The sequence below is a fragment of the Pseudomonas nitroreducens NBRC 12694 genome (assembly GCF_002091755.1).
Classification (GTDB): domain Bacteria; phylum Pseudomonadota; class Gammaproteobacteria; order Pseudomonadales; family Pseudomonadaceae; genus Pseudomonas; species Pseudomonas nitroreducens.
In genome coordinates this window covers 1,203,775-1,224,329 of record NZ_BDAI01000001.1, presented here as the reverse complement: position 1 = coordinate 1,224,329, position 20,555 = coordinate 1,203,775, and the positions used below count along the sequence as shown (strand labels likewise).

Below are 20,555 nucleotides of genomic sequence, written 5' to 3'. Positions count from 1 at the left end.
CGGCGGGCGTCGGCGGGAGGCTGGGTAAGCCGCCTGGATTATAGGGGCGGGCGGGGCGGCTCAGGCAAGCTCGTCGGCGTAGGGTTCTCTCGGCGGCGCGCCAGGCAGCCACGCGCGCACACTTTTCACCCGGTTTTCGCCGGACTGGAGGATTTCCAGGCGGTAGCGGCCGATCTTCAGGCATACGGCGCAGTCGGGAATCTGCTCCAGTGCTTCGGTGACCAGGCCGTTGAGGGTCTTGGGGCCGTCGCTGGGCAATTGCCAGCCCAGTGCGCGGTTGACGTCGCGCAGGTTGGCGGAGCCGTCGATGACATAGGTGCCGTCGGCCTGGGGGTGGATGTCCGGGTTGCGCAGGGTGTTCTGGTTGCTGAACTCGCCGACGATCTCTTCGAGGATGTCTTCCAGGGTGATGATGCCGATCACCTCGCCGTATTCGTCGACGACGATGCCGATGCGCCGCTTCTGCTTCTGGAAGTTCACCAGCTGGGTCGACAGCGGCGTGCTCTCCGGCACGAAGTAGGGCTCCAGGCAGGCGGCCTTGAGGCTGTCCTTGGTCAACTGGTTATGGGTCAGCAGACGGGCGATCTGGCGCATGTGCACCACGCCTTCGACCTGGTTGATGTCGTTGCGGAACACTGGCAGCCGGGTATGGGTGGTGTTGCGCAGCTGGCCGATGATGGTTTCCAGCTCGTCGTCCAGGTCGATGCCCTGGACTTCGTTGCGCGGCACCATCAGGTCGTTCACCGTGATCTTTTCCAGGTCGAGGATGCTCAGCAGCATGTCCTGGCGATTGTGGGTGAGCTTCTCGCTGGAGTCGGTGACCACGCTGCGCAGCTCGTCATTGCTCAGCGGCTTGCCGCCGCGCTGGGTCGGGTCGAGGCCGCCCATGCGCAGCAGCAGGTTGCTGATGCCGGTCATCAGCCAGAGCAGCGGGCTGAACAGCTTCTGCATCCAGATCAGCGGCAGGCTGGCGGGGAAGGCCACGCGCTCGGGGCGCAGGGCGGCGTAGGTCTTGGGCGTGATCTCGCCGAAGATCAGCAGGATCAGCGTCAGCGCCACGGTGGCGATGGCCACGCCCGCTTCGCCCCAGAGGCGCAGGGCCAGCAGGGTCGCCAGGGACGAGGCGATGATGTTGACGAAGTTGTTGCCGATCAGGATGGTGCCCAGCAGCCGGTCGGTGCGCAGCAGCAGCCAGCTGGTACGGCGCGCCCCGCGGTTGCCCTGCTTGGACAGGTGGCGCAGGCGGTAGCGGTCGAGGCTGAGCATGCCGGTCTCGACGCTGGAGAAGAACGCCGAACAGAGGATCAGGAAGACCAGCAGGCCGATCAGGTAGCCGGGGTGGATCTCTTCCATGCGCGCGTGTCCTTCAGCGGCGCGCAGGCGCCGCCGTTAGCCTCAGATGTGCAGGATGAATTCCTTGACCAGCTTGCTGCCGAAGTAGGCCAGCATCAGCAGGCAGAAACCCGCGAGGGTCCAGCGGATCGCCTTGTGGCCGCGCCAGCCGAGCTGGTGGCGGCCCCACAGCAGCACGCCGAACACCACCCAGGCGAAGCAGGAGAGGATGGTCTTGTGCGCCAGGTGCTGGGCGAACAGGTTGTCGACGAACAGCCAGCCGGAGATCAGCGACAGCGAGAGCAGCGACCAGCCGCCCCAGAGGAAGCCGAACAGCAGGCTTTCCATGGTCTGCAGCGGCGGGAAGTTGCGGATCAGGCCCGACGGGTGCTTGTGCTTGAGCTGATGGTCCTGCACCAGCAGGAGCAGCGCCTGGACCACGGCGATGGTCAGCAGACCATAGGCCAGGATCGACAGCAGGATATGGGCGAGGATGCCCGGCTGCTCGTTGATCGGCTCGATGGTGCCGTGGGGCACCAGCACGGCCAGCAGGGTGGTCAGCGCGCCGAGCGGATAAAGGAAGAGCAGCAGGTTCTGCACCGGGATGCGCAGGCAGGCCAGCAGGGTCAGGGCGGTGACCGCGGCGGAGATCAGGCTGGCGGCGTTGAAGAAGTCCAGCGCCAGGCCCGCAGGCGTCAGCAGCTCCTGGCTCAGGCTGTAGGCCTGGCAGAGCAGGGCGACCAGGCCCAGCAGGAGGAGCAGCGGTTTTTGCGGCGGGGTGCGGCGGGCCAGGCTTGCGCCCTGGTAGACGGTGGTGCCGATATAAAGGACGGCGGCGATCAGGCTGGGCAGCAGAGGTTGCATAAGTCCTTGGAACAGTCCTTCGACGGGGGACCCGAAAGGTGGTGAGTGTGGCACAGATCGCCCGCGCCTAGAAAGCCGCTGAGAACAGTTCGCTTCTGGCCTGCGAAGCGCTCCGTCACATCGGGATCATCGGCGGTGTTGGCGCTGCCCGCACTTCGCTATAATCGGCGGCTTGCTGACAAGCCAAACCCAGGCCCGACCGGGCTGATTAGGAACGCGCATGTTCGAAAACCTTACAGATCGCCTCTCGCAAACGCTGCGCCACGTCACTGGCAAGGCCAAGCTGACCGAGGACAACATCAAGGACACGCTCCGCGAAGTGCGGATGGCCCTGCTGGAGGCCGACGTGGCCCTGCCGGTGGTCAAGGACTTCGTCGCCAAGATCAAGGATCGCGCGGTCGGCACCGAGGTTTCCAAGAGCCTGACCCCGGGCCAGGCCTTCGTGAAGATCGTCCAGGCCGAGCTGGTCGAGCTGATGGGCGCGGCCAACGAGGACCTCGATCTCAACGCCGCGCCGCCGGCGGTCATCCTGATGGCCGGCCTGCAGGGCGCGGGCAAGACCACCACCGCCGGCAAGCTGGCGCGCTTCCTCAAGGAGCGCAAGAAGAAGTCGGTACTGGTGGTGTCCGCCGACGTCTACCGCCCGGCGGCGATCAAGCAGCTGGAAACCCTGGCCAGCGACATCGGCGTGACCTTCTTCCCGTCCGATACCAGCCAGAAGCCGGTGGCGATCGCCGAAGCGGCGATCCGCGAAGCCAAGCTCAAGTTCATCGACGTGGTGATCGTCGATACCGCCGGTCGTCTGCACATCGACGCCGACATGATGGACGAGATCAAGCAGGTCCATGCGGCGATCAAGCCGGTGGAAACCCTGTTCGTGGTCGACGCCATGACCGGCCAGGACGCCGCCAACACCGCCAAGGCCTTCAACGATGCGCTGCCGCTGACCGGCGTGGTGCTGACCAAGGTCGACGGTGACGCCCGTGGCGGTGCCGCGCTGTCCGTGCGCGCCATCACCGGCAAGCCGATCAAGTTCCTCGGCATGGGCGAGAAGAGCGAAGCGCTCGATCCGTTCCACCCCGACCGCGTGGCCTCGCGCATCCTCGGCATGGGCGACGTGCTCAGCCTGATCGAGCAGGCCGAGCAGAACATGGACCGCGAGAAGGCCGAGAAGCTCGCGAAGAAGATCAAGAAGGGCAAGGGCTTCGACCTGGAAGACTTCCGCGATCAGCTGCAGCAGATGAAGAACATGGGCGGCCTGGGCAGCCTGATGGACAAGCTGCCGATGCTCGGCGGCGTCAACCTGTCGCAGATGGGCAACGCGCAGAACGCGGCGGAGAAGCAGTTCAAGCAGATGGAGGCGATCATCAACTCCATGACCCCCGCCGAGCGCCGTGATCCGGAAGTGATCAGCGGTTCGCGCAAACGCCGTATCGCCATGGGTTCCGGTACCCAGGTGCAGGACGTTGGTCGCCTGATCAAGCAGCACAAGCAGATGCAGAAGATGATGAAGAAGGTCACCGCCAAGGGCGGCATGGCCAAGATGATGCGCGGCATGGGGAGCATGTTCCCCGGCGGCATGCCCAAGATGTGAGGCCAGACGGCTCGCCGCCCAGCGGGCCGGACGCGCTGCGGCTTGCGGCGCGGGGCTTTAGCTCATAGAATATGCGGCCTTTCGGGCTCTGTGCCCGAGGGCTGCATTTCTTTTTTGCAAGCAAACCATAGGAACAACGTACGCATGGTAACCATTCGTCTGGCTCGTGGCGGCTCCAAGAAGCGCCCGTTCTATCACCTGACCGTGACCAACAGCCGCAACGCTCGTGACGGCCGTTTCGTCGAGCGCGTCGGCTTCTTCAACCCTGTCGCCACTGGCGCCGAAGTCAAGCTGTCGGTCAACCAGGAGCGTCTGAACTACTGGCTGAGCCAAGGCGCTCAACCGTCTGAGCGTGTTGCTCAACTGATCAAGGAAGCCGCCAAGGCTGCCTGAGATCGATGAACACGAAGCCTGCTCCCGCCGAGGAGATGATCGTTCTCGGCAAGATCGTATCGGTGCACGGCATTCGTGGTGAGGTGAAGGTGTATTCCTTTACCGATCCGTTGGACAACCTGCTGGACTACCGTCGCTGGACGCTCAAGCGTGGCAACGAGGTTCGACAGGCTGAACTGGTCCAAGGTCGCGTGCAGGGCAATGTCCTGGTCGTGAAGCTGAAGGGACTGGATGATCGCGAGATCGCCCGCACCTTCGCCGAATTCGAGATCCTGGTTCCGCGCAGCGAGCTGCCGGTGCTGGATGATGGCGAGTTCTACTGGAGCCAGTTGGAAGGTCTCAAGGTGATTGACCAGAACGGGCAACTGTTCGGGATTCTCGACCACTTGCTGGAGACCGGCGCCAACGATGTGATGGTAGTCAAGCCCTGCGCAGGCAGCCTGGACGACCGTGAACGCCTGCTTCCGTATACGGATCAGTGCGTACAGGCGGTGGACCTGGAAGCCGGTGAGATACGGGTGGACTGGGACGCGGACTTCTAACCCATGTGGATGAGAGCCCTCAGCCGATGTGGATAGGAGTAATCAGCATCTTTCCGGAGATGTTTCGCGCTATCAGCGACTATGGCATCACGAGTCGCGCGGTCAAGCAGGAGCTGATTCAGCTTCAGTGCTTCAACCCGCGAAGCAACACCGAGGACCGTCACCAGACGGTGGACGACCGGCCTTTCGGCGGTGGTCCCGGCATGGTGATGAAAATCAAGCCGCTCGAAGGCGCACTGGGCGATGCCCGGCAAGCCGCAGGCGGACCGGTGAAGGTGATCTACCTCTCGCCGCAAGGTCGCAAGCTGACGCAGGCGGCCGTGAAAGAACTGGCGAACGAGGAACGTCTGATCCTGATCGCCGGGCGTTACGAAGGCATCGACGAGCGCTTCATTGAAGAGCATGTCGATGAGGAATGGTCAGTCGGCGATTATGTCCTGTCCGGGGGTGAGCTTCCGGCCATGGTGCTGATTGACGCGGTCACGCGGTTGTTGCCCGGAGCATTGGGCCACGTGGACTCCGCCGAGGAGGACTCCTTCACGGATGGCCTGCTCGACTGTCCGCACTACACCCGACCCGAGGTGTACGCAGACAAACGTGTTCCGGAGGTGCTGCTCAGCGGCAACCACGAACACATCCGGCGCTGGCGTTTGCAGCAGTCCTTAGGCAGGACCTGGGAACGACGTGCCGATCTTCTGGATTGCCGCTCGCTTTCTGGAGAAGAGAAAAAGCTGCTGGAGGAATACATCCGCCAGCGGAACGATAGTTAACGTATCGATGGCGAGCGCCGAGCGCTTGTCTTAGGAGCATGAAATGACCAACAAGATCATTCAGCAGATCGAAGCTGAACAGATGAGCAAAGAGATTCCGGCGTTCGCCCCCGGCGACACCGTAATCGTCCAGGTTAAAGTGAAGGAAGGCGACCGTCAGCGTCTGCAGGCCTTCGAAGGCGTCGTGATCGGCAAGCGTAACCGCGGCCTGAACAGCGCTTTCACCGTTCGCAAGATCTCCAACGGCGTAGGCGTCGAGCGTACCTTCCAGACCTACAGCCCGCTGGTTGACAGCATCTCCGTCAAGCGTCGCGGCGACGTGCGCAAGGCCAAGCTGTACTACCTCCGCGAACTGTCCGGCAAGGCAGCTCGCATCAAGGAAAAACTGGCCTAATTCGCCGGTTGTTCCCGAAAAAAGCAGCCCACGGGCTGCTTTTTTCTTGCCTGTAGTTTTTCGCCGCTCAATCCGGCGTCCCATTTGCCCCCGGCAGCGTAGTAGAAGTACAAGACCCCGCAGCACCGGCAGCCACCCTCATTGCATCAGGTAGCAGTGGCATGAGCCCCAGAGAGCAAGAAATCCTCCGTCGTACCGAGTTGTCCGAAACCCGCGTGACCAAGGCGGTTTTCCCGCCCACCACCAACCACCACAACACCCTGTTCGGCGGTACCGCGCTGGCCTGGATGGATGAGGTCTCGTTCATCGCCGCGACTCGCTTCTGCCGCTTGCCGCTGGTGACCGTGTCCACCGATCGCATCGACTTCAAGCACCCGATCGCCGCCGGCTCCATCGTCGAATTGATCGGCCGGGTGGTGAAGGTCGGCAACACCAGCCTCAAGGTCGAGGTGGAGGTCTTCGTCGAGAGCATGTCCGCCGATGGCCGCGAGAAGGCTATCCACGGGCTGTTCAGCTTCGTCGCCATCGACGATGAGAAGCGCCCGGTGCCGGTCCTGCCCGGCTTCGAGGCCTGAAATGAAAGAAGGCGCCCACGGGCGCCTTCTTTCATTTCAGGCCGCCTTCAGTGGCGCAGGCTGATCTTCAGCGAGGCCTGGGACAGGTCGATGTTCTGCAGGCTCAGGCTGCCCATGCTCTGGGTCTTCGGTGCACCGGCGACGCGGATGTTGTCGAAGCGCACCTCGCCGATGGAGCTGGGCAGGCGCACGTTGATCGAGCCATCGGGATTCAGGCTGGAGGAGGCATGCAGCGTGTCGTACTGGACGTCGTGCAGAGAGGTTTCGGCGTCGAGGCTGTCCACGACGGGCATTACCAGGCGCGACAGTTGCTTGATGGCGCCGACTCCATCGCCGCTCTCGGCGCTGACCAGCAGGCTCTGCAGGGTGTCATCGAAACCTTGGGCGCTGACATCGCTCATCTCGCGGTCGCTCAGTGGCTTCAAGCCCTTGGGCGCCTCATGGCGGGTGATGCTCGTCGGTGCCTGGCGCTGCACATCGGCGCTGGCCAGCTGGAACGGGCTGAGCAGCGCGGCGACCAGCGTCGCCGCCAGGCGCAGGTTGTTCTGCTTCTTCAGCGCACGGCCGAGCTGGCGTTCGCTGATCCAGCCCTGCTGGATCAGGGTTTCGCCCAGGCGCAGGCCGTTGGTGAGCTGGAGCTGGATGGCCTTGTCCAGCTGTTGGGAGGTAATCAGGCCCTTGCTGACAAGGATCTGGCCGAGACGAGAGTTCTGTTGACTGGGCATGGCGTGGGCTTCGTGGGGCGCAATGATGGCGTGGTGCAATCATTGTCTGTCAGACATATTCTGTCACCAACCGTAAGATAGGGTGACGTAGCCAGTCGTCAGGTTCTTGCGACTTGGGCCGTTTCATTCCTACTCGACGCCCCTTCAGCTACTTCCTCGATCAGCGAAATCACCGTCCATCCCGTGCCGGGCGTCAGCGGCCGCTCGGGGCTGGCAATGTGCAGGCGGCCATTCGGGTCCTTGGCGAACAGCAGCAGCGCACGGCCTTCGTGCAGCGCCTGATAGTCCTCCCAGCCAAAGTTCTCGCTCAGTAGGGTCGAGCGGATTTCCGCGCCGCGAGCGATAAGGCCAGCCATCTGTGGATAAGTGATCGTCGATTGCCCCAGCGGCCGGCCGCGATGGCGGTCGCTGACCCGATGCTTCTCGCTGCGCCTGCTGTCCTGGCTGCTGGGCAGGATGAAGCGCTGGCGCGGGTTGAACTCGTGGCGAAAGCTCATGCACATCAGCGCATTGAGTTCGGCATTGGGCGACAAGGCCAGCAGGTGCCCCAGGCCGATCAGGTCCAGGTGCGCCTCGGCGTGCTGCGAGGCCGGGTTGCCGAAGTAGGTGGGCAGGTTGTCCATGCGCGCGGCGCGGGTGTTCTCCCAGCTCGAGTCGGTGAGCAGTACCTCCACGCCGGCATTCTGCAGGCCGGTGCCGATGGCGCGGGCCACCGGGTTGGCGCCGATGATGAGGAAGCCGGTGGGCACCGGCTCGGCAACTTTCAGCAGGCGGGCCAGCGGTCGTGCGGTGGCGCTTTGCAGGATCACCGTGCCGATGATCACCAGGAAGGTCAGCGGCACCAGCACGCCGGCCTGGGCATGGCCGGCTTCCTGCAGGCGGATGGCGAAGATCGCCGAGACCGCCGCGGCGACGATTCCCCTGGGCGCGATCCAACTCAGCAGCGCCCGTTCCCGCCAGTTCAGCGTTGACCCGGCCGTGGCGATCAGCACGTTCAGCGGCCGTGCGACGAACTGGATCAGCACCAGCACCAACAGCGCGATCGGCCCCAGGCCGAGCAGGGCCGGCAAGTCCAGCCGCGCGGCAAGCAGCACGAACAGGCCGGAAATCAGCAGGACGCTGAGGTTCTCCTTGAAGTGCAGGATGTGCCGCACGTCGACGCCCTGCATGTTGGCCATGCGCAGGCCCATCACGGTGACGGCGAGCAATCCTGACTCGGACATCACGGTGTTGGACAGCACGAACACGCCAAGGACGACCGACAGCGATGCCAGGTTGTGCAGGTAGTCCGGCAGCCAGTGGCGACGCAGCGCGACGCCCAGCGCCTGGCCGCCGAGCAGGCCGAAGAGGATGCCGCAACCGATCACGCTGATGAAGGTCAGCAGGCTGTCGGTCCACCCGGAGCCTGCGTCGCTCGCGGCGATGAAGGTGTACACCACCACGGCGAGGATGGCGCCGATGGGGTCGATGACGATGCCCTCCCAGCGCAGGATGTTGGCGATGGTGGCGTTGGGGCGGACCACGCGCAGCATCGGCACGATCACGGTGGGGCCGGTCACCAGGGTGAGCGTGCCGAACAGCAGCGCCATCTCCCAGGTGAAGTCCAGCAGGTAGTGGGTGGCCAGGGCGATCACGCCCCAGGTGACCAGCGCTCCAATGGTCACCATGCGGCGTACCACGGTGCCGATTTCCTTCCACTCGTCCAGGTGCAGGGTCAGGCTGCCCTCGAACAGCACCAGGGCTACCGCGAGGGAGACGACGGGGAACAACAGCGGGCCGAACAACGCTTCGGGCGACAGCACGTGCAGGATCGGGCCAACCAGGATGCCGCTCAACAGCAGGAAGAGAATCGCCGGCAGACGCAGGCGCCAGGCCAGCCATTGGCTGAGGAGGGCGGCGATGCCGATACCGGCGAAGGCGTAATAGGTGCTGTGTTCGTCCATGGACCGTCCGAGGTTGTGCAGCAGTGGTGAGGGGGATGGTGTCTATGAAAGACTACCGGCGCCGCTTTTTCCTTTGTACTGGCGTGAAATGACTCCGATTGCTCATCCCCTGATCGACCGCTTCCTCGATGCCCTCTGGCTGGAGAAGGGGCTCTCCGACAACACCCGCAGTGCGTATGGGAGCGATCTCGCCCTGTTCAACGGCTGGCTGGACCAGCGCGGCGTGGTGCTGGAGGCGGCTGGTCGCGACGTGATCCTCGACCATCTGGCCTGGCGCCTGGGCGAGGGCTACAAGGCCCGCTCCACGGCGCGATTCCTTTCCGGGCTGCGAGGCTTTTACCGTTATTGCCTGCGCGAAGGCCTGATCGCCGAGGATCCGACGCTGCTGGTGGACCTGCCGCAACTGGGCAAGCCGCTGCCCAAATCGCTGTCGGAGGCGGATGTGGAGGCATTGCTGGCCGCGCCGGAGACCGATGATCCGCTCGGGCTGCGCGATCGCACCATGCTCGAAGTGCTGTATGCCTGCGGCCTGCGGGTCAGCGAGCTGGTCGGCCTGACCCTGGAGCAGGTGAACCTGCGCCAGGGGGTGGTGCGGGTGCTCGGCAAGGGCAGCAAGGAGCGCCTGGTGCCGCTGGGTGAGGAGGCGATCCGCTGGATCGAGCGCTATGTCCGCGAGGCCCGCGGTGATCTGTTGGCCGGACGGCCCAGCGACGTGCTGTTCCCCAGCCTGCGTGGCGAGCAGATGACCCGGCAGACCTTCTGGCACCGCATCAAGCTGCACGCGAGGGTGGCTGGCATCGGCAAGAGCCTGTCGCCGCACACCTTGCGCCACGCCTTTGCCACCCATCTGCTCAATCACGGCGCCGACCTGCGCGTGGTACAGATGCTGCTGGGGCATAGCGATCTGTCGACCACGCAGATCTACACGCACATTGCCCGAGCACGTCTGCAGGACCTGCACGCCCAGCATCACCCCCGTGGGTGAGCGGGGCTCTGGCAACGCATGCGTTGCCCCGCGAACGACCGGCCATGGATGGCCGGGCCGGGATCGAACTTGGGCAGGTTGCCGCGACAGGGATGTCTACACCTTGTTCGATCTTTGCGAATCAGGCGTGTGAGACACCGCTACGCCGAAGCTTCCCGCTACAGCCTTTGGCTCGGTCTTGCCGGCCCGGTGTGATAGTCTTCGCCGACTGACATCAGGAGTTTTCCATGCGTTTGTCTCGACTTCTGGCTGGTATGGCTATCGGCCTCGCCAGCACCCTCGCCCTGGCCGCCGAACCGGACCAGGCGATCCGCACCACCCTGCAATCCCTGCAGCCTGACCTGCCCATCGAGAATATCTCCAAGGGTCCCCTGGATGGCATCTACCAGGTGCAGCTCAAGGGCGGCCGTATTCTTTACGCCAGCGCCGACGGCCAGTTCGTCGTCCAGGGCAATATCTACCAGGTGAAGGACGGCAAGCCGACCAACCTGACCGAGAAGGCCGAGAGCGCCGGCGTGGCCAAGACCATCAACGCCATCGCCGCCAAGGACATGGTCGTGTTCCCGGCCAAGGGCGAGACCAAGGCGCACATCACCGTCTTCACCGACACCACCTGCCCGTACTGCCAGAAGCTGCACGCCGAAGTGCCGGAACTGCAGAAGCGCGGCATCGAGGTGCGCTACCTGGCCTTCCCGCGCCAGGGGCCGAACTCGCCAGGCGATGCGCAGCTGCAGGCCGTGTGGTGTTCGAAGGACCGCCAGTCGGCCATGAGCGACATGTTCCACGAGAAGGAAGTGAAGGCCGCCAAGTGCGATAACCCGGTGGATGCGCAGTTCGCCCTGGGTCAGATGGTCGGTGTGCAGGGCACCCCGGCGATCATCCTCGCTGATGGCACCATGCTGCCGGGCTACCAGCCGGCCGGCCAGATCGCCAAGCTGGCGCTGGAAGCCAAGTAAGCCGCGGCTTGCGCTCTGATTGACTAATGCGGAACCGCTTCGTAATGTTCGGTTCCTTTTGACTAGGGAACAGGCGCCTCGCCTGTTCTGACTTGGTGCCTGCTGCCGTGCCCGCCTCGTTGCGGGCATCGGCGTCTCAGGCACCCCGATGCTGTAATCATGGGGAGTTTCAGCGTGAAACCGGTGAAAGTGGGAATCTGTGGGTTGGGGACCGTCGGTGGCGGTACCTTCAATGTACTCAAACGCAACGCCGAGGAGATTGCCCGCCGTGCCGGGCGTGGTATCGAGGTTGCGCAGATTGCCGCCCGTCGCCCCAATCCGAAGTGTGAAACCGGCAGTACCCCCATTACTGCCGATATCTTCGACGTGGCAAACAACCCGGAAATCGACGTCGTCATCGAGCTGATCGGTGGCTATACCCTGGCCCACGAGCTGGTGCTCAAGGCCATCGAGAACGGCAAGCACGTGGTCACCGCCAACAAGGCGCTGATCGCCGTGCACGGCAACGAGATCTTTGCCAAGGCCCGCGAGAAGGGCGTCATCGTCGCCTTCGAAGCCGCCGTGGCCGGTGGCATTCCGGTGATCAAGGCGATCCGCGAGGGCCTGGCCGCCAACCGCATCAACTGGCTGGCCGGCATCATCAACGGCACCGGCAACTTCATCCTCACCGAGATGCGCGAGAAAGGCCGTGCCTTCGCCGACGTGCTCAAGGAAGCCCAGGCGCTGGGTTATGCCGAAGCCGATCCGACCTTCGACGTCGAAGGCATCGACGCCGCGCACAAGCTGACCATCCTGGCGTCCATTGCCTTCGGCATCCCGCTGCAGTTCGACAAGGCCTACACCGAAGGCATCACCCAACTGACCACCGCCGATGTGAACTACGCCGAGGCGCTGGGCTACCGCATCAAGCACCTGGGCGTCGCCCGCCGTACCGACAAGGGTATCGAGCTGCGCGTGCACCCGACCCTGATCCCGGCCGACCGCCTGATCGCCAATGTGAATGGCGTGATGAACGCGGTCATGGTCAACGGCGATGCCGCCGGTTCCACGCTGTTCTACGGCGCTGGCGCCGGCATGGAGCCCACCGCTTCCTCGGTGGTCGCCGACCTGGTGGACGTGGTTCGCGCCATGACCGCCGACCCGGAGAACCGCGTGCCGCACCTGGCCTTCCAGCCGGACTCGCTCTCCGACCACCCGATCCTGCCGATCGACGCCTGCGAAAGCGCCTACTATCTGCGCATCCAGGCCAAGGACCATCCGGGCGTACTGGCCCAGGTGGCGACCATCCTCTCCGAGCGCGGCATCAACATCGAATCGATCATGCAGATGGAAGTCGAAGAGCATGACGGTCTGGTGCCGATGATCCTGGTTACCCACCGCGTGCTCGAGTCGCGCATCATCGAAGCCATCGCCGCGCTGGAAGCGCTGGATGACGTCGTCGGCAATGTCGTACGCATCCGCGTCGAACAACTGAACTGAATCGACTGCGGCGGCGCCTGCGCGCCGCTGCCAACCCGAAGGTTTCACACCATGCGTTACATCAGTACCCGCGGCCAGGCGCCTGCGCTGAACTTCGAAGACGTGCTGCTGGCTGGCCTGGCCAGCGACGGCGGCCTCTATGTGCCGGAAAACCTGCCGCGCTTCACCGTCGAGGAGATTGCCTCCTGGGCTGGCCTGCCTTACCACGAGCTGGCCTTCCGGGTGATGCGCCCGTTCGTTGCCGGCAGCATTTCCGATGCCGACTTCAAGAAGATCCTCGAGGAGACCTACGGCGTCTTCGCCCACAACGCCGTGGCGCCGCTGCGCCAGCTCAACGGCAACGAGTGGGTGCTGGAGCTGTTCCACGGCCCGACCCTGGCCTTCAAGGACTTCGCCCTGCAACTGCTCGGCCGCCTGCTCGACCACGTGCTGACCAAGCGCGGCGAGCGTGTGGTGATCATGGGCGCCACCTCCGGCGACACCGGCTCGGCCGCCATCGAGGGCTGCAAGGCCTGCGAGAACGTCGATATCTTCATCATGCACCCGCACAACCGTGTGTCCGAGGTGCAGCGCCGGCAGATGACCACCATCCTCGGCGAGAACATCCACAACATCGCCATCGAAGGCAACTTCGACGACTGCCAAGAGATGGTCAAGGCCAGCTTCGCCGACCAGGGTTTCCTGAAAGGCACCCGCCTGGTGGCAGTGAACTCGATCAACTGGGCGCGGATCATGGCCCAGATCGTCTACTACTTCCATGCCGCCCTGCAGCTCGGCGCACCGGCCCGCTCCGTGGCCTTCTCGGTGCCCACCGGCAACTTCGGCGACATCTTCGCCGGCTACCTGGCGCGCAACATGGGCCTGCCGGTCAGCCAGCTGATCGTCGCGACCAACCGCAACGACATCCTGCACCGCTTCATGTCCGGCAACCGCTACGACAAGGACACCCTGCACGCGTCGCTGTCGCCGTCCATGGACATCATGGTCTCGTCCAACTTCGAGCGCCTGCTGTTCGACCTGCACGGCCGCAATGGCAAGGCTGTTGCCGAGCTGATGGACAACTTCAAGGCCACCGGCAAGCTGGCCGTCGAGGATGACCGCTGGACCGAAGCCCGCCGCCTGTTCGATTCGCTGGCGGTGAGCGACGAGGAGACCTGCGAGACCATCGCCCAGGTCTACGCCGAGTCCGGCGAGCTGCTGGACCCGCACACCGCCATCGGCGTGCGCGCCGCTCGCGAGTGCCGTCGTAGCCTGGCGGTGCCCATGGTCACCCTGGGCACCGCGCATCCGGTCAAGTTCCCGGAAGCGGTGGAGAAGGCCGGCATCGAGGCCGTCCCGGCGCTACCGGCGCACCTGACCGACCTGTTCCAGCGCGAAGAGCGTTGCACCGTTCTGCCGAACGAGCTGGCCAAGGTTCAGGCCTTCGTCAGCGCCCACGGCAACCGCGGCAAGCCGCTCTAAAACGCGGCTCGCTGTCCGGAAAAACCCGCCGATCGGCGGGTTTTTTCATGCCCGCAGGAACGGGCTGTGAAACATGCCGTCATGACCAACGGTACTGAAACTCGCGAACTTTATCGCCGAACGTGCGGTCTTCTTCCTGTGTTTTTTCATTTCGCAACAAGGAGATACGACATGGACCGGCTAAGCGCCCTGCTGACCGAGACCTTCGCTCCCTACGCTCCCTCCCTGGGCCCGGCACGCCCCGACGGCGGCCGAATTCTGACCCTCACCAACGACGAAGGAGACGTGGTACTACGGCGAGTCATCGAGGGCCAGCATCTGGCCGACCATGACCAGAGTGCGGATGCGGTGCAGACCATCCGCCGCGACCTGCTGATCTCCGAAGGTCGCATGGAGGATGATGTCGTTTCCCAGTTGCGCCGGCGCGCTCAGGTGTTGAGCTACGGCACCTGATCCACCCCGATGTGAGAGCGCCGCCCACCGGGCGGCGTTCTCGTTTGTGCGTCGGAAATGAAAAACGGCCCCGAAGGGCCGTTTCTTAACGCAACGGGAAAGGTCAGCCGCCGAGGTACGCGTCGCGCACCTTGGGGTTCACCAGCAGATTGGCGCCGGTGTCCTGCATGACGATGCGACCGTTTTCCAGCACGTAGCCGCGGTCGGCGAGCTTGAGCGCCTGGTTGGCGTTCTGCTCGACGAGGAAGACGGTCACGCCTTCCTGGCGCAGCTGTTCGACGATGTCGAAGATCTGCTGGATGATGATCGGCGCCAGGCCCAGGGACGGCTCGTCGAGCAGCAGCAGCTTGGGCTTGCTCATCAGCGCACGGCCGATGGCGAGCATCTGCTGTTCGCCGCCGGACATGGTGCCGCCGCGCTGGTTGAAGCGTTCCTTCAGGCGTGGGAACAGGGCCAGGACCTTGTCCATCTGCTCCTGGTAGTCACCCTTGCTGGTGAAGAAACCGCCCATGGCGAGGTTCTCTTCCACGGTCAGGCGGGCGAACACGCGGCGGCCTTCGGGCACGACGGCGATGCTCTTGCGCATGATCACGGAGGATTCCTTGCCGACCAGCTCCTCGCCCATATAGGTGATGCTGCCGGACGAGGCGCGCGGCGAGCCGCACAGGGTCATCAGCAGGGTCGACTTGCCGGCGCCGTTGGCGCCGATCAGGGTGACGATCTCGCCCTGCTGGACTTCCATGCTGACGTCGTGCAGCGCCTGGATCTTGCCGTAGAAGGTGGAAACCTTGTCGAACTTCAGCATGACTCAGGACTCCCCCAGATAGGCTTTGATCACATCCGGGTTGCCGCGGATTTCCTCCGGGGTGCCGTCCGCCAGGGGAGTGCCCTGGTTGATCACGTAGATATGGTCGGAAATGCTCATCACCAGCTTCATGTCGTGCTCGATGAGCAGGACGGTGACGCCGTGCTCGGAGCGCAACATGGCGATCAGCGCCTTGAGGTCCTCGGTTTCCCGCGGGTTCAGGCCGGCCGCCGGCTCGTCCAGCATCAACAGCTGCGGGCGGGTCATCATGCAGCGGGCGATCTCCAGGCGGCGCTGTTGGCCGTAGGCGAGGGTGCCCGCCGGGCGGTTGGCGATGTCCTTGAGGTTGACGATGTCCAGCCAGTGCGAGGCGTAGTCCAGGGCCTCGGCTTCCGCGCGACGGAAGGCCGGGGTCTTGAGCAGGCCGGCGAGGAAGTTGGTGTTGATGTGCCGGTGTTGCGCCACCAGCAGGTTTTCCACCGCGGTCATTTCCTTGAACAGGCGTACGTTCTGGAAGGTCCGCACCACGCCCTTGTGGGCGATCTTGTGGCCCGGCAGGCCCTGGATGGGCTCGCCGCGCAGCAGGATCTCGCCACCGGTGGGGGCGTAGAAGCCGGTCAGGCAGTTGAATACGGTGGTCTTGCCGGCGCCGTTGGGGCCGATCATCGAGATCACCTGTTTTTCCTGGACCTTCAGGGCCACGTTGTTGACGGCCAGCAGCCCGCCGAAGCGCATGGTGAGGCCGGATACTTCAAGAATCGGTCGGCTCATTTGCGCAACTCCAGGTGCGGGCGCTGCATGGGCAGAAGCCCCTGCGGACGCCAGATCATCATCAGCACCATGAGGGCGCCGAACATCAGCATGCGATACTCGCTGAACTCACGCATCAGTTCGGGCAGCAGGATCATCACCACGGCGGCCAGGATGACGCCGAGCTGGGAACCCATGCCACCCAGCACCACGATGGCGAGGATGATGGCCGATTCGATGAAGGTGAACGACTCCGGGGTGACCAGGCCCTGGCGCGCGGCGAAGAAGCTGCCGGCAAAACCGGCGAAGCAGGCGCCGAGGGTGAAGGCGGAGAGCTTGATCAGCGTCGGGTTGAGGCCCAGCGCACGGCAGGCGATCTCGTCTTCGCGCAGGGCTTCCCAGGCGCGGCCCAGGGGCATGCGCAGCAGGCGGTTGATCACGAACAGCACCAGCAGCACCAGCAGCAGCGCGACCAGGTAGAGGAACACGACCTTGTAGTTCGAGTTGTAGGCAATGCCGAAGAACTCGTGGAAGGTCTGCATGCCCTCGGGGGCGCGGCGCTCGAAGGTCAGGCCGAACAGGGTCGGCTTGTCGATGTTGCTGATGCCGTTGGGGCCGCCGGTCAGCTCGGTCATGTTGCGCAGCAGGATGCGGATGATCTCGCCGAAGCCCAGGGTCACGATCGCCAGGTAGTCCCCGCGCAATCTCAACACCGGGAAGCCGAGGATGAAGCCGAAGAACGCCGCCATCAGGCCGGCGATCGGCAGGCACACCCAGAAGCCCAGGCCGTAGTAGTGCGACAGCAGCGCGTAGCTGTAGGCGCCCACGGCATAGAAGCCGACGTAGCCGAGGTCGAGCAGGCCAGCCAGGCCCACCACGATGTTCAGGCCCAGGCCCAGCAGCACGTAGATCAGGATCAGGGTGGCGATGTCCACCGCGCCGCGCGAGCCGAAGAACGGCCAGGCGAGGGCGACGACGATCAGGCCCATGATGATCTTGCGTTGCACGGAGGCGTGGGTCAGGCGTTCGGCCAGACGGGTATGCGGATGCGACAGGGCTTGCTTGACGCTGCCGCCGAAGGCGAAGCGGTCACGCACCAGCTGCCAGACGAACATCAGCACGGCACAGGCGGCGATGGTCCACAGGCGGGTGGGGCTGACGTTTTCCAGCTGCAGGCCGATACCGATCACGCTGAGCTTCAGGCCCAGCACCGGGTAGGCCACGGCCATCACCAGCAGGGCGCTGAAGAAGGCGGTCTTGAGTTTCCGAGTCATACCTTTTCCACCTCCGGGCGACCGAGCAGGCCAGTGGGGCGGAAGAGCAGCACGAGCACCAGCAGGGTGAAGGCCACCACGTCCTTGTACTGGTCACCGAACACGTCGGCGCCAAAGGCTTCGGCCACGCCCAGCACCAGGCCGCCGAGCATGGCGCCCGGGATGCTGCCGATGCCGCCCAGCACCGCGGCGGTGAATGCCTTGATGCCGGCGAGGAAGCCGATGTGCGGGTTGATCACGCCGTATTGCAGGCCCAGCAGCACCGCAGCCACGGCGGCCAGGGTGGCGCCGATGACGAAGGTCAGGGCGATGATGTTGTTGGTATTGATGCCCAGCAGGTTGGCCATCTTCAGGTCCTCGGCGCAGGCGCGGCAGGCGCGGCCCAGGCGGGAGCGGGAGATGAACATGGACAGGCCGTACATGGTCAGCAGGGTGACGATGAAGATCAGCACCTGCATGTACGAGATGGTCACGCCGGTCATTTCGTCGGCGCCGATCACGAAGTTGCCCGGCAGCAGGTTGGGGATTGCCTTGTCCTTGGAATCCTGGGCGAGTAGCACTTCGTTCTGCAGGAAGATCGACATGCCGATCGCGGAGATCAGCGGAATCAGCCGGTTGCTTCCGCGCAGTGGCCGATAGGCGATCCGCTCGATGCTGTAGCCGTAGGCGCTGGTGACGATGATCGCCGCGGCGAAGGTGCAGATGATGACGACAGGAAGACTCACGATTCCCATCATCGCCAGCCCCGTGATCACGATGAAGGCCACGTACGAGCCAATCATGTACACCTCGCCATGGGCGAAGTTGATCATGCCGATGATGCCGTAGACCATGGTGTAGCCGATGGCGATCAGGGCATAGGTGCTGCCGACGGTGAGGCCGTTGATCAGCTGTTGCAGGTAGTGATAGAGCTCAGGCATTACCTAACTCCTCGGGCGTCGCGTGAAGCGGCGCTTGTGGCGCGACGGACCCCCGGAATACTCGGATAAACAAAGCCCACTGCGTGGGCAGTGGGCTTTGTGTGGCGGCGGGTGGCTTACTTGGCTTCGGTCTTGGTGCCGTCCTTGTGCCACTGGTAGACCACGAAGTTGAAGTTCTTCAGGTCGCCCTTCTCGTCGAAGGCCAGGTCACCGGTCGGGGTTGCGAAGGTGTTGGCGCGCAGAGCGGCGGCTACCTTGTCGGTGTCCTCGCTGCCGGCTTTCTTGATGCCTTCGGCGATGACCTGGACCGCGGCGTAGGCCGGGAACACGAACGGACCGCTCGGGTCTTCGTTCTTGGCCTTGAAGGCGTCAACCAGGGCCTGGTTCTTCGGATCCTGGTCGAAGGACTTCGGCAGGGTCACATACAGGCCTTCGGAAGCCGGGCCGGCGATGGCGGAGATTTCCTTGTTACCCACGCCTTCCGGGCCCATGAAGCCGACTTTCAGGCCTTTCTCGGCAGCCTGGCGCAGGATCAGGCCCAGCTCCGGGTGGTAGCCGCCGTAGTAGACGAAGTCGACCTTGGCCTGCTTGAGCTTGGCGATCATCGCGGAGAAGTCCTTGTCGCCGGCGTTGATGCCTTCGAACAGGGCGACCTTGATGCCGGCGCCTTCCAGGGTCTTCTTCACGGCAGTGGCGATGCCTTCGCCGTACTGCTGCTTGTCGTGGATCACGGCCACGGTCTTGGGCTTGATGTGCTCGGCGATGAACTTGCCGGCGGTCGGGCCCTGCAGGCTGTCCAGACCGATGGTGCGGAAGATCAGCTTGTAGCCGCGGGAAGTGATGTCCGGGCTGGTGGAGGCGGCGGTGATCATCAGCACGCCTTCGTCTTCGTAGATGTCCGAAGCCGGTTGAGTGGAGCTGGAGCACAGGTGGCCAACGACGAACTTGACGCCATCGTTGACGATCTTGTTGGCAACGGCCACGGCTTGTTTCGGGTCGCAAGCGTCGTCGTAGACCACGCCTTCGAGTTGCTTGCCGTCGACGCCGCCGGCCTTGTTGATCTGCTCAATGGCCATTTTCGCGCCAATGAACTGCATCTCCCCATACTGGGCGACTGCGCCGGTCACCGGGCCGGCCAGAGCGATCTTGATGGTGTCGGCGGCCATGGAGAAGCTGGCAACGCCGGCCAGGGCCATGGCGGTGAACAGCTGGGAAAGACGCTGAGTACCCTTTTTCATAGTGCTCCACTCTTCTTGTGTTTTCGTTTTTGTAGTCCTGGTGGCCGAGGGGCTACCGGACCGGGATTGCCCCGGACAGGCCCACCGGCAACTGTACCGGTACAGTGTAGAGTGCCGCCGGACCGCTTGAAAAGCGGGGGGCGGACAGCCGACTGTGGGCATGTCGCAAGATTGAAACAAACGTACAGAAAAACGGCGCCTTCCGACTCATCCCCATGGGTTTTTCGTCACCATGGAAAACGCCGTCCGAACCTTGCCTGGCGCGGTCCCGGCGCTATCATGGCGCCGTTCGTTTACCAGGTGAGATCCATGACAGAAGAAGCTAGCACCCTCTATGCCAAGTTGCTTGGCGAAACCGCGAAGATTTCCTGGCAGGAGCTCGCGCCCTTCTTTGCCCGCGGGAGCCTGCTCAAGGTCGCGGGTTCTGCCGATCTGGTGGAGGTCGCGATGGGCGTGGCCGAGGACGACAGGGCGAAGGTATCGGCCTGGCTGGCCAGTGGTGAGCTGAGCAAGGTCGACGAAAAGCTCGCGCAGGATTTTCTCGACCGCGACCCGGAGCTCTGGGCGGTAGTGATCGCCCCCTGGGTGCTGGTACAGGAAAGAGTTCGAAAAGAGTCCGTGCACTGACACTGGGCGATTTCCAATTCGCCAAGGCCGGCTAGACTGTCGGGATTCCATAGAAGGAGATTCGCCATGTTCGAACCGGGCCATCTGCATCTCCAGTCCCTGCCGGGGCTGGGGCAGCAGGAGATCGACGCTCACATCAACTATGAAGTCCGCAAGGATGTGGAAAAAGGCACCATCGTTCACTTCGTCATGAAGGGCGAGATCGACGGCAATGCCTTCACCGAAGAATGGGACATGCCCAAGGAACAGGCCTTCAATTTCGCCAGCGATGCCACCCGCATCGCGCAGAAGCATGGCCTGCACCCGCGATTCGGCTCGATGGTGCGCAATCACAAGGAATACGACGCGATGTTCGAGGACATCCGTCAGAAGCTCGGCACCCAGCCCGGCGACCCGATCGACCTGGACAAGGTGATCCACGGCGACTCGTAACCGACGTACGCAATAAAAAGCCTGGCCTGTGTGCCGGGCTTTT

22 protein-coding genes are annotated in these 20,555 nt (G+C 63.8%); 13 read left to right on the top strand and 9 right to left on the bottom strand.

Annotation, left to right across the window (positions count from 1 at the left end; all coding sequences use genetic code 11):
- Nucleotides 1-60: 60 nt before the first annotated feature.
- Complete coding sequence (locus PNI01S_RS05840; protein WP_084357578.1) at nt 61-1,353, bottom strand: HlyC/CorC family transporter; 1,293 nt, start codon at nt 1,351-1,353, stop codon at nt 61-63.
- A 42-nt stretch (nt 1,354-1,395) separates the two neighbouring features.
- On the bottom strand, nt 1,396-2,196 hold the full coding sequence (locus PNI01S_RS05835) for a cytochrome C assembly family protein (protein ID WP_024766880.1): 801 nt from the start codon (nt 2,194-2,196) through the stop codon (nt 1,396-1,398).
- Nucleotides 2,197-2,416: 220 nt separating this feature from the next.
- Here PNI01S_RS05835 and ffh point away from each other — a divergent pair, with 220 nt between their 5' ends.
- The 6 genes from ffh (at nt 2,417) to PNI01S_RS05805 (ending at nt 6,464) form a co-directional block, all read left to right on the top strand.
- Nucleotides 2,417-3,790: a signal recognition particle protein gene (gene ffh / locus PNI01S_RS05830; protein ID WP_024766881.1), complete on the top strand. Its 1,374-nt coding sequence runs from the start codon at nt 2,417-2,419 to the stop codon at nt 3,788-3,790.
- A gap of 144 nt (nt 3,791-3,934) precedes the next feature.
- Nucleotides 3,935-4,183: a 30S ribosomal protein S16 gene (gene rpsP / locus PNI01S_RS05825; protein ID WP_024766882.1), complete on the top strand. Its 249-nt coding sequence runs from the start codon at nt 3,935-3,937 to the stop codon at nt 4,181-4,183.
- A 5-nt stretch (nt 4,184-4,188) separates the two neighbouring features.
- Entirely contained in the window at nt 4,189-4,725 is a 537-nt protein-coding gene (rimM, locus tag PNI01S_RS05820; protein WP_024766883.1) for a ribosome maturation factor RimM, read from the top strand.
- 26 nt (nt 4,726-4,751) lie between these two features.
- Nucleotides 4,752-5,495: a tRNA (guanosine(37)-N1)-methyltransferase TrmD gene (trmD, locus tag PNI01S_RS05815; RefSeq protein ID WP_024766884.1), complete on the top strand. Its 744-nt coding sequence runs from the start codon at nt 4,752-4,754 to the stop codon at nt 5,493-5,495.
- A gap of 43 nt (nt 5,496-5,538) precedes the next feature.
- Complete coding sequence (rplS, locus tag PNI01S_RS05810; protein WP_017522234.1) at nt 5,539-5,889, top strand: 50S ribosomal protein L19; 351 nt, start codon at nt 5,539-5,541, stop codon at nt 5,887-5,889.
- A gap of 161 nt (nt 5,890-6,050) precedes the next feature.
- A complete protein-coding gene (locus tag PNI01S_RS05805; RefSeq protein WP_065084994.1) occupies nt 6,051-6,464 on the top strand; it encodes an acyl-CoA thioesterase in 414 nt (137 codons plus the stop codon).
- A gap of 47 nt (nt 6,465-6,511) precedes the next feature.
- Here the strand turns inward: PNI01S_RS05805 and PNI01S_RS05800 are convergent, their stop codons facing one another.
- Complete coding sequence (locus PNI01S_RS05800) at nt 6,512-7,189, bottom strand: cyclic di-GMP-binding domain-containing protein, MshE-related (RefSeq protein WP_024766886.1); 678 nt, start codon at nt 7,187-7,189, stop codon at nt 6,512-6,514.
- Between the two features lie 98 nt (nt 7,190-7,287).
- Nucleotides 7,288-9,132 (bottom strand): cation:proton antiporter, encoded by a 1,845-nt coding sequence (locus PNI01S_RS05795; protein ID WP_024766887.1) that lies wholly within the window; start codon nt 9,130-9,132, stop codon nt 7,288-7,290.
- An 88-nt stretch (nt 9,133-9,220) separates the two neighbouring features.
- On the opposite strand from PNI01S_RS05795, the gene xerD reads away from it, so the two are divergent.
- The 5 genes from xerD (at nt 9,221) to PNI01S_RS05770 (ending at nt 14,466) form a co-directional block, all read left to right on the top strand.
- Complete coding sequence (xerD, locus tag PNI01S_RS05790) at nt 9,221-10,117, top strand: site-specific tyrosine recombinase XerD (RefSeq protein WP_024766888.1); 897 nt, start codon at nt 9,221-9,223, stop codon at nt 10,115-10,117.
- 227 nt (nt 10,118-10,344) lie between these two features.
- A complete protein-coding gene (locus PNI01S_RS05785; RefSeq protein ID WP_024766889.1) occupies nt 10,345-11,073 on the top strand; it encodes a thioredoxin fold domain-containing protein in 729 nt (242 codons plus the stop codon).
- A gap of 174 nt (nt 11,074-11,247) precedes the next feature.
- A complete protein-coding gene (locus PNI01S_RS05780; protein ID WP_024766890.1) occupies nt 11,248-12,552 on the top strand; it encodes a homoserine dehydrogenase in 1,305 nt (434 codons plus the stop codon).
- Between the two features lie 51 nt (nt 12,553-12,603).
- Nucleotides 12,604-14,013 carry a threonine synthase gene (gene thrC / locus PNI01S_RS05775; RefSeq protein ID WP_038803287.1) on the top strand — a complete coding sequence of 470 codons (1,410 nt, stop codon included), beginning with the start codon at nt 12,604-12,606 and terminating at the stop codon, nt 14,011-14,013.
- Between the two features lie 171 nt (nt 14,014-14,184).
- Nucleotides 14,185-14,466 carry a DUF3509 domain-containing protein gene (locus PNI01S_RS05770; protein ID WP_024766891.1) on the top strand — a complete coding sequence of 94 codons (282 nt, stop codon included), beginning with the start codon at nt 14,185-14,187 and terminating at the stop codon, nt 14,464-14,466.
- A 103-nt stretch (nt 14,467-14,569) separates the two neighbouring features.
- Here the strand turns inward: PNI01S_RS05770 and PNI01S_RS05765 are convergent, their stop codons facing one another.
- The 5 genes from PNI01S_RS05765 to PNI01S_RS05745 all read right to left on the bottom strand — a co-directional run bounded on the left by PNI01S_RS05765 (nt 14,570) and on the right by PNI01S_RS05745 (nt 19,453).
- A complete protein-coding gene (locus tag PNI01S_RS05765) occupies nt 14,570-15,271 on the bottom strand; it encodes an ABC transporter ATP-binding protein (RefSeq protein ID WP_024766892.1) in 702 nt (233 codons plus the stop codon).
- Between the two features lie 3 nt (nt 15,272-15,274).
- Complete coding sequence (livG, locus tag PNI01S_RS05760; protein ID WP_024766893.1) at nt 15,275-16,042, bottom strand: high-affinity branched-chain amino acid ABC transporter ATP-binding protein LivG; 768 nt, start codon at nt 16,040-16,042, stop codon at nt 15,275-15,277.
- Complete coding sequence (locus tag PNI01S_RS05755; RefSeq protein WP_054907400.1) at nt 16,039-17,295, bottom strand: high-affinity branched-chain amino acid ABC transporter permease LivM; 1,257 nt, start codon at nt 17,293-17,295, stop codon at nt 16,039-16,041. The genes livG and PNI01S_RS05755 overlap by 4 nt, the downstream gene beginning before the upstream one ends.
- Nucleotides 17,292-18,215, bottom strand: a complete 924-nt coding sequence (gene livH, locus PNI01S_RS05750) for a high-affinity branched-chain amino acid ABC transporter permease LivH (RefSeq protein ID WP_024766895.1) — start codon at nt 18,213-18,215, stop codon at nt 17,292-17,294. Before livH ends, PNI01S_RS05755 begins: the two co-directional genes overlap by 4 nt.
- Nucleotides 18,216-18,331: 116 nt before the next feature.
- Entirely contained in the window at nt 18,332-19,453 is a 1,122-nt protein-coding gene (locus tag PNI01S_RS05745) for a branched-chain amino acid ABC transporter substrate-binding protein (RefSeq protein WP_024766896.1), read from the bottom strand.
- Between the two features lie 309 nt (nt 19,454-19,762).
- Between PNI01S_RS05745 and PNI01S_RS05740 the strand changes: the two genes are divergently transcribed.
- Together PNI01S_RS05740 and PNI01S_RS05735 are read left to right on the top strand one after the other, a co-directional pair.
- Nucleotides 19,763-20,080 (top strand): DUF2288 domain-containing protein, encoded by a 318-nt coding sequence (locus tag PNI01S_RS05740; protein WP_024766897.1) that lies wholly within the window; start codon nt 19,763-19,765, stop codon nt 20,078-20,080.
- A gap of 66 nt (nt 20,081-20,146) precedes the next feature.
- Nucleotides 20,147-20,512 (top strand): DUF5064 family protein, encoded by a 366-nt coding sequence (locus PNI01S_RS05735; protein WP_024766898.1) that lies wholly within the window; start codon nt 20,147-20,149, stop codon nt 20,510-20,512.
- Nucleotides 20,513-20,555: the final 43 nt, after the last annotated feature.

Bases quoted from the DNA above. Each gene is read 5' to 3' on its own strand.
- rpsP (WP_024766882.1), top strand. From the start codon at position 3,935: ATGGTAACCATTCGTCTGGCTCGTGGCGGCTCCAAGAAGCGCCCGTTC.
- PNI01S_RS05800 (WP_024766886.1), bottom strand. From the start codon at position 7,189: ATGCCCAGTCAACAGAACTCTCGTCTCGGCCAGATCCTTGTCAGCAAG.
- livH (WP_024766895.1), bottom strand. From the start codon at position 18,215: ATGCCTGAGCTCTATCACTACCTGCAACAGCTGATCAACGGCCTCACC.
- PNI01S_RS05795 (WP_024766887.1), bottom strand. From the start codon at position 9,132: ATGGACGAACACAGCACCTATTACGCCTTCGCCGGTATCGGCATCGCC.
- trmD (WP_024766884.1), top strand. From the start codon at position 4,752: ATGTGGATAGGAGTAATCAGCATCTTTCCGGAGATGTTTCGCGCTATC.
- rimM (WP_024766883.1), top strand. From the start codon at position 4,189: ATGAACACGAAGCCTGCTCCCGCCGAGGAGATGATCGTTCTCGGCAAG.
- PNI01S_RS05840 (WP_084357578.1), bottom strand. From the start codon at position 1,353: ATGGAAGAGATCCACCCCGGCTACCTGATCGGCCTGCTGGTCTTCCTG.
- livG (WP_024766893.1), bottom strand. From the start codon at position 16,042: ATGAGCCGACCGATTCTTGAAGTATCCGGCCTCACCATGCGCTTCGGC.
- PNI01S_RS05735 (WP_024766898.1), top strand. From the start codon at position 20,147: ATGTTCGAACCGGGCCATCTGCATCTCCAGTCCCTGCCGGGGCTGGGG.
- PNI01S_RS05785 (WP_024766889.1), top strand. From the start codon at position 10,345: ATGCGTTTGTCTCGACTTCTGGCTGGTATGGCTATCGGCCTCGCCAGC.
- xerD (WP_024766888.1), top strand. From the start codon at position 9,221: ATGACTCCGATTGCTCATCCCCTGATCGACCGCTTCCTCGATGCCCTC.
- PNI01S_RS05745 (WP_024766896.1), bottom strand. From the start codon at position 19,453: ATGAAAAAGGGTACTCAGCGTCTTTCCCAGCTGTTCACCGCCATGGCC.
- PNI01S_RS05835 (WP_024766880.1), bottom strand. From the start codon at position 2,196: ATGCAACCTCTGCTGCCCAGCCTGATCGCCGCCGTCCTTTATATCGGC.
- thrC (WP_038803287.1), top strand. From the start codon at position 12,604: ATGCGTTACATCAGTACCCGCGGCCAGGCGCCTGCGCTGAACTTCGAA.
- PNI01S_RS05740 (WP_024766897.1), top strand. From the start codon at position 19,763: ATGACAGAAGAAGCTAGCACCCTCTATGCCAAGTTGCTTGGCGAAACC.
- PNI01S_RS05755 (WP_054907400.1), bottom strand. From the start codon at position 17,295: ATGACTCGGAAACTCAAGACCGCCTTCTTCAGCGCCCTGCTGGTGATG.
- PNI01S_RS05805 (WP_065084994.1), top strand. From the start codon at position 6,051: ATGAGCCCCAGAGAGCAAGAAATCCTCCGTCGTACCGAGTTGTCCGAA.
- rplS (WP_017522234.1), top strand. From the start codon at position 5,539: ATGACCAACAAGATCATTCAGCAGATCGAAGCTGAACAGATGAGCAAA.
- PNI01S_RS05765 (WP_024766892.1), bottom strand. From the start codon at position 15,271: ATGCTGAAGTTCGACAAGGTTTCCACCTTCTACGGCAAGATCCAGGCG.
- PNI01S_RS05770 (WP_024766891.1), top strand. From the start codon at position 14,185: ATGGACCGGCTAAGCGCCCTGCTGACCGAGACCTTCGCTCCCTACGCT.
- ffh (WP_024766881.1), top strand. From the start codon at position 2,417: ATGTTCGAAAACCTTACAGATCGCCTCTCGCAAACGCTGCGCCACGTC.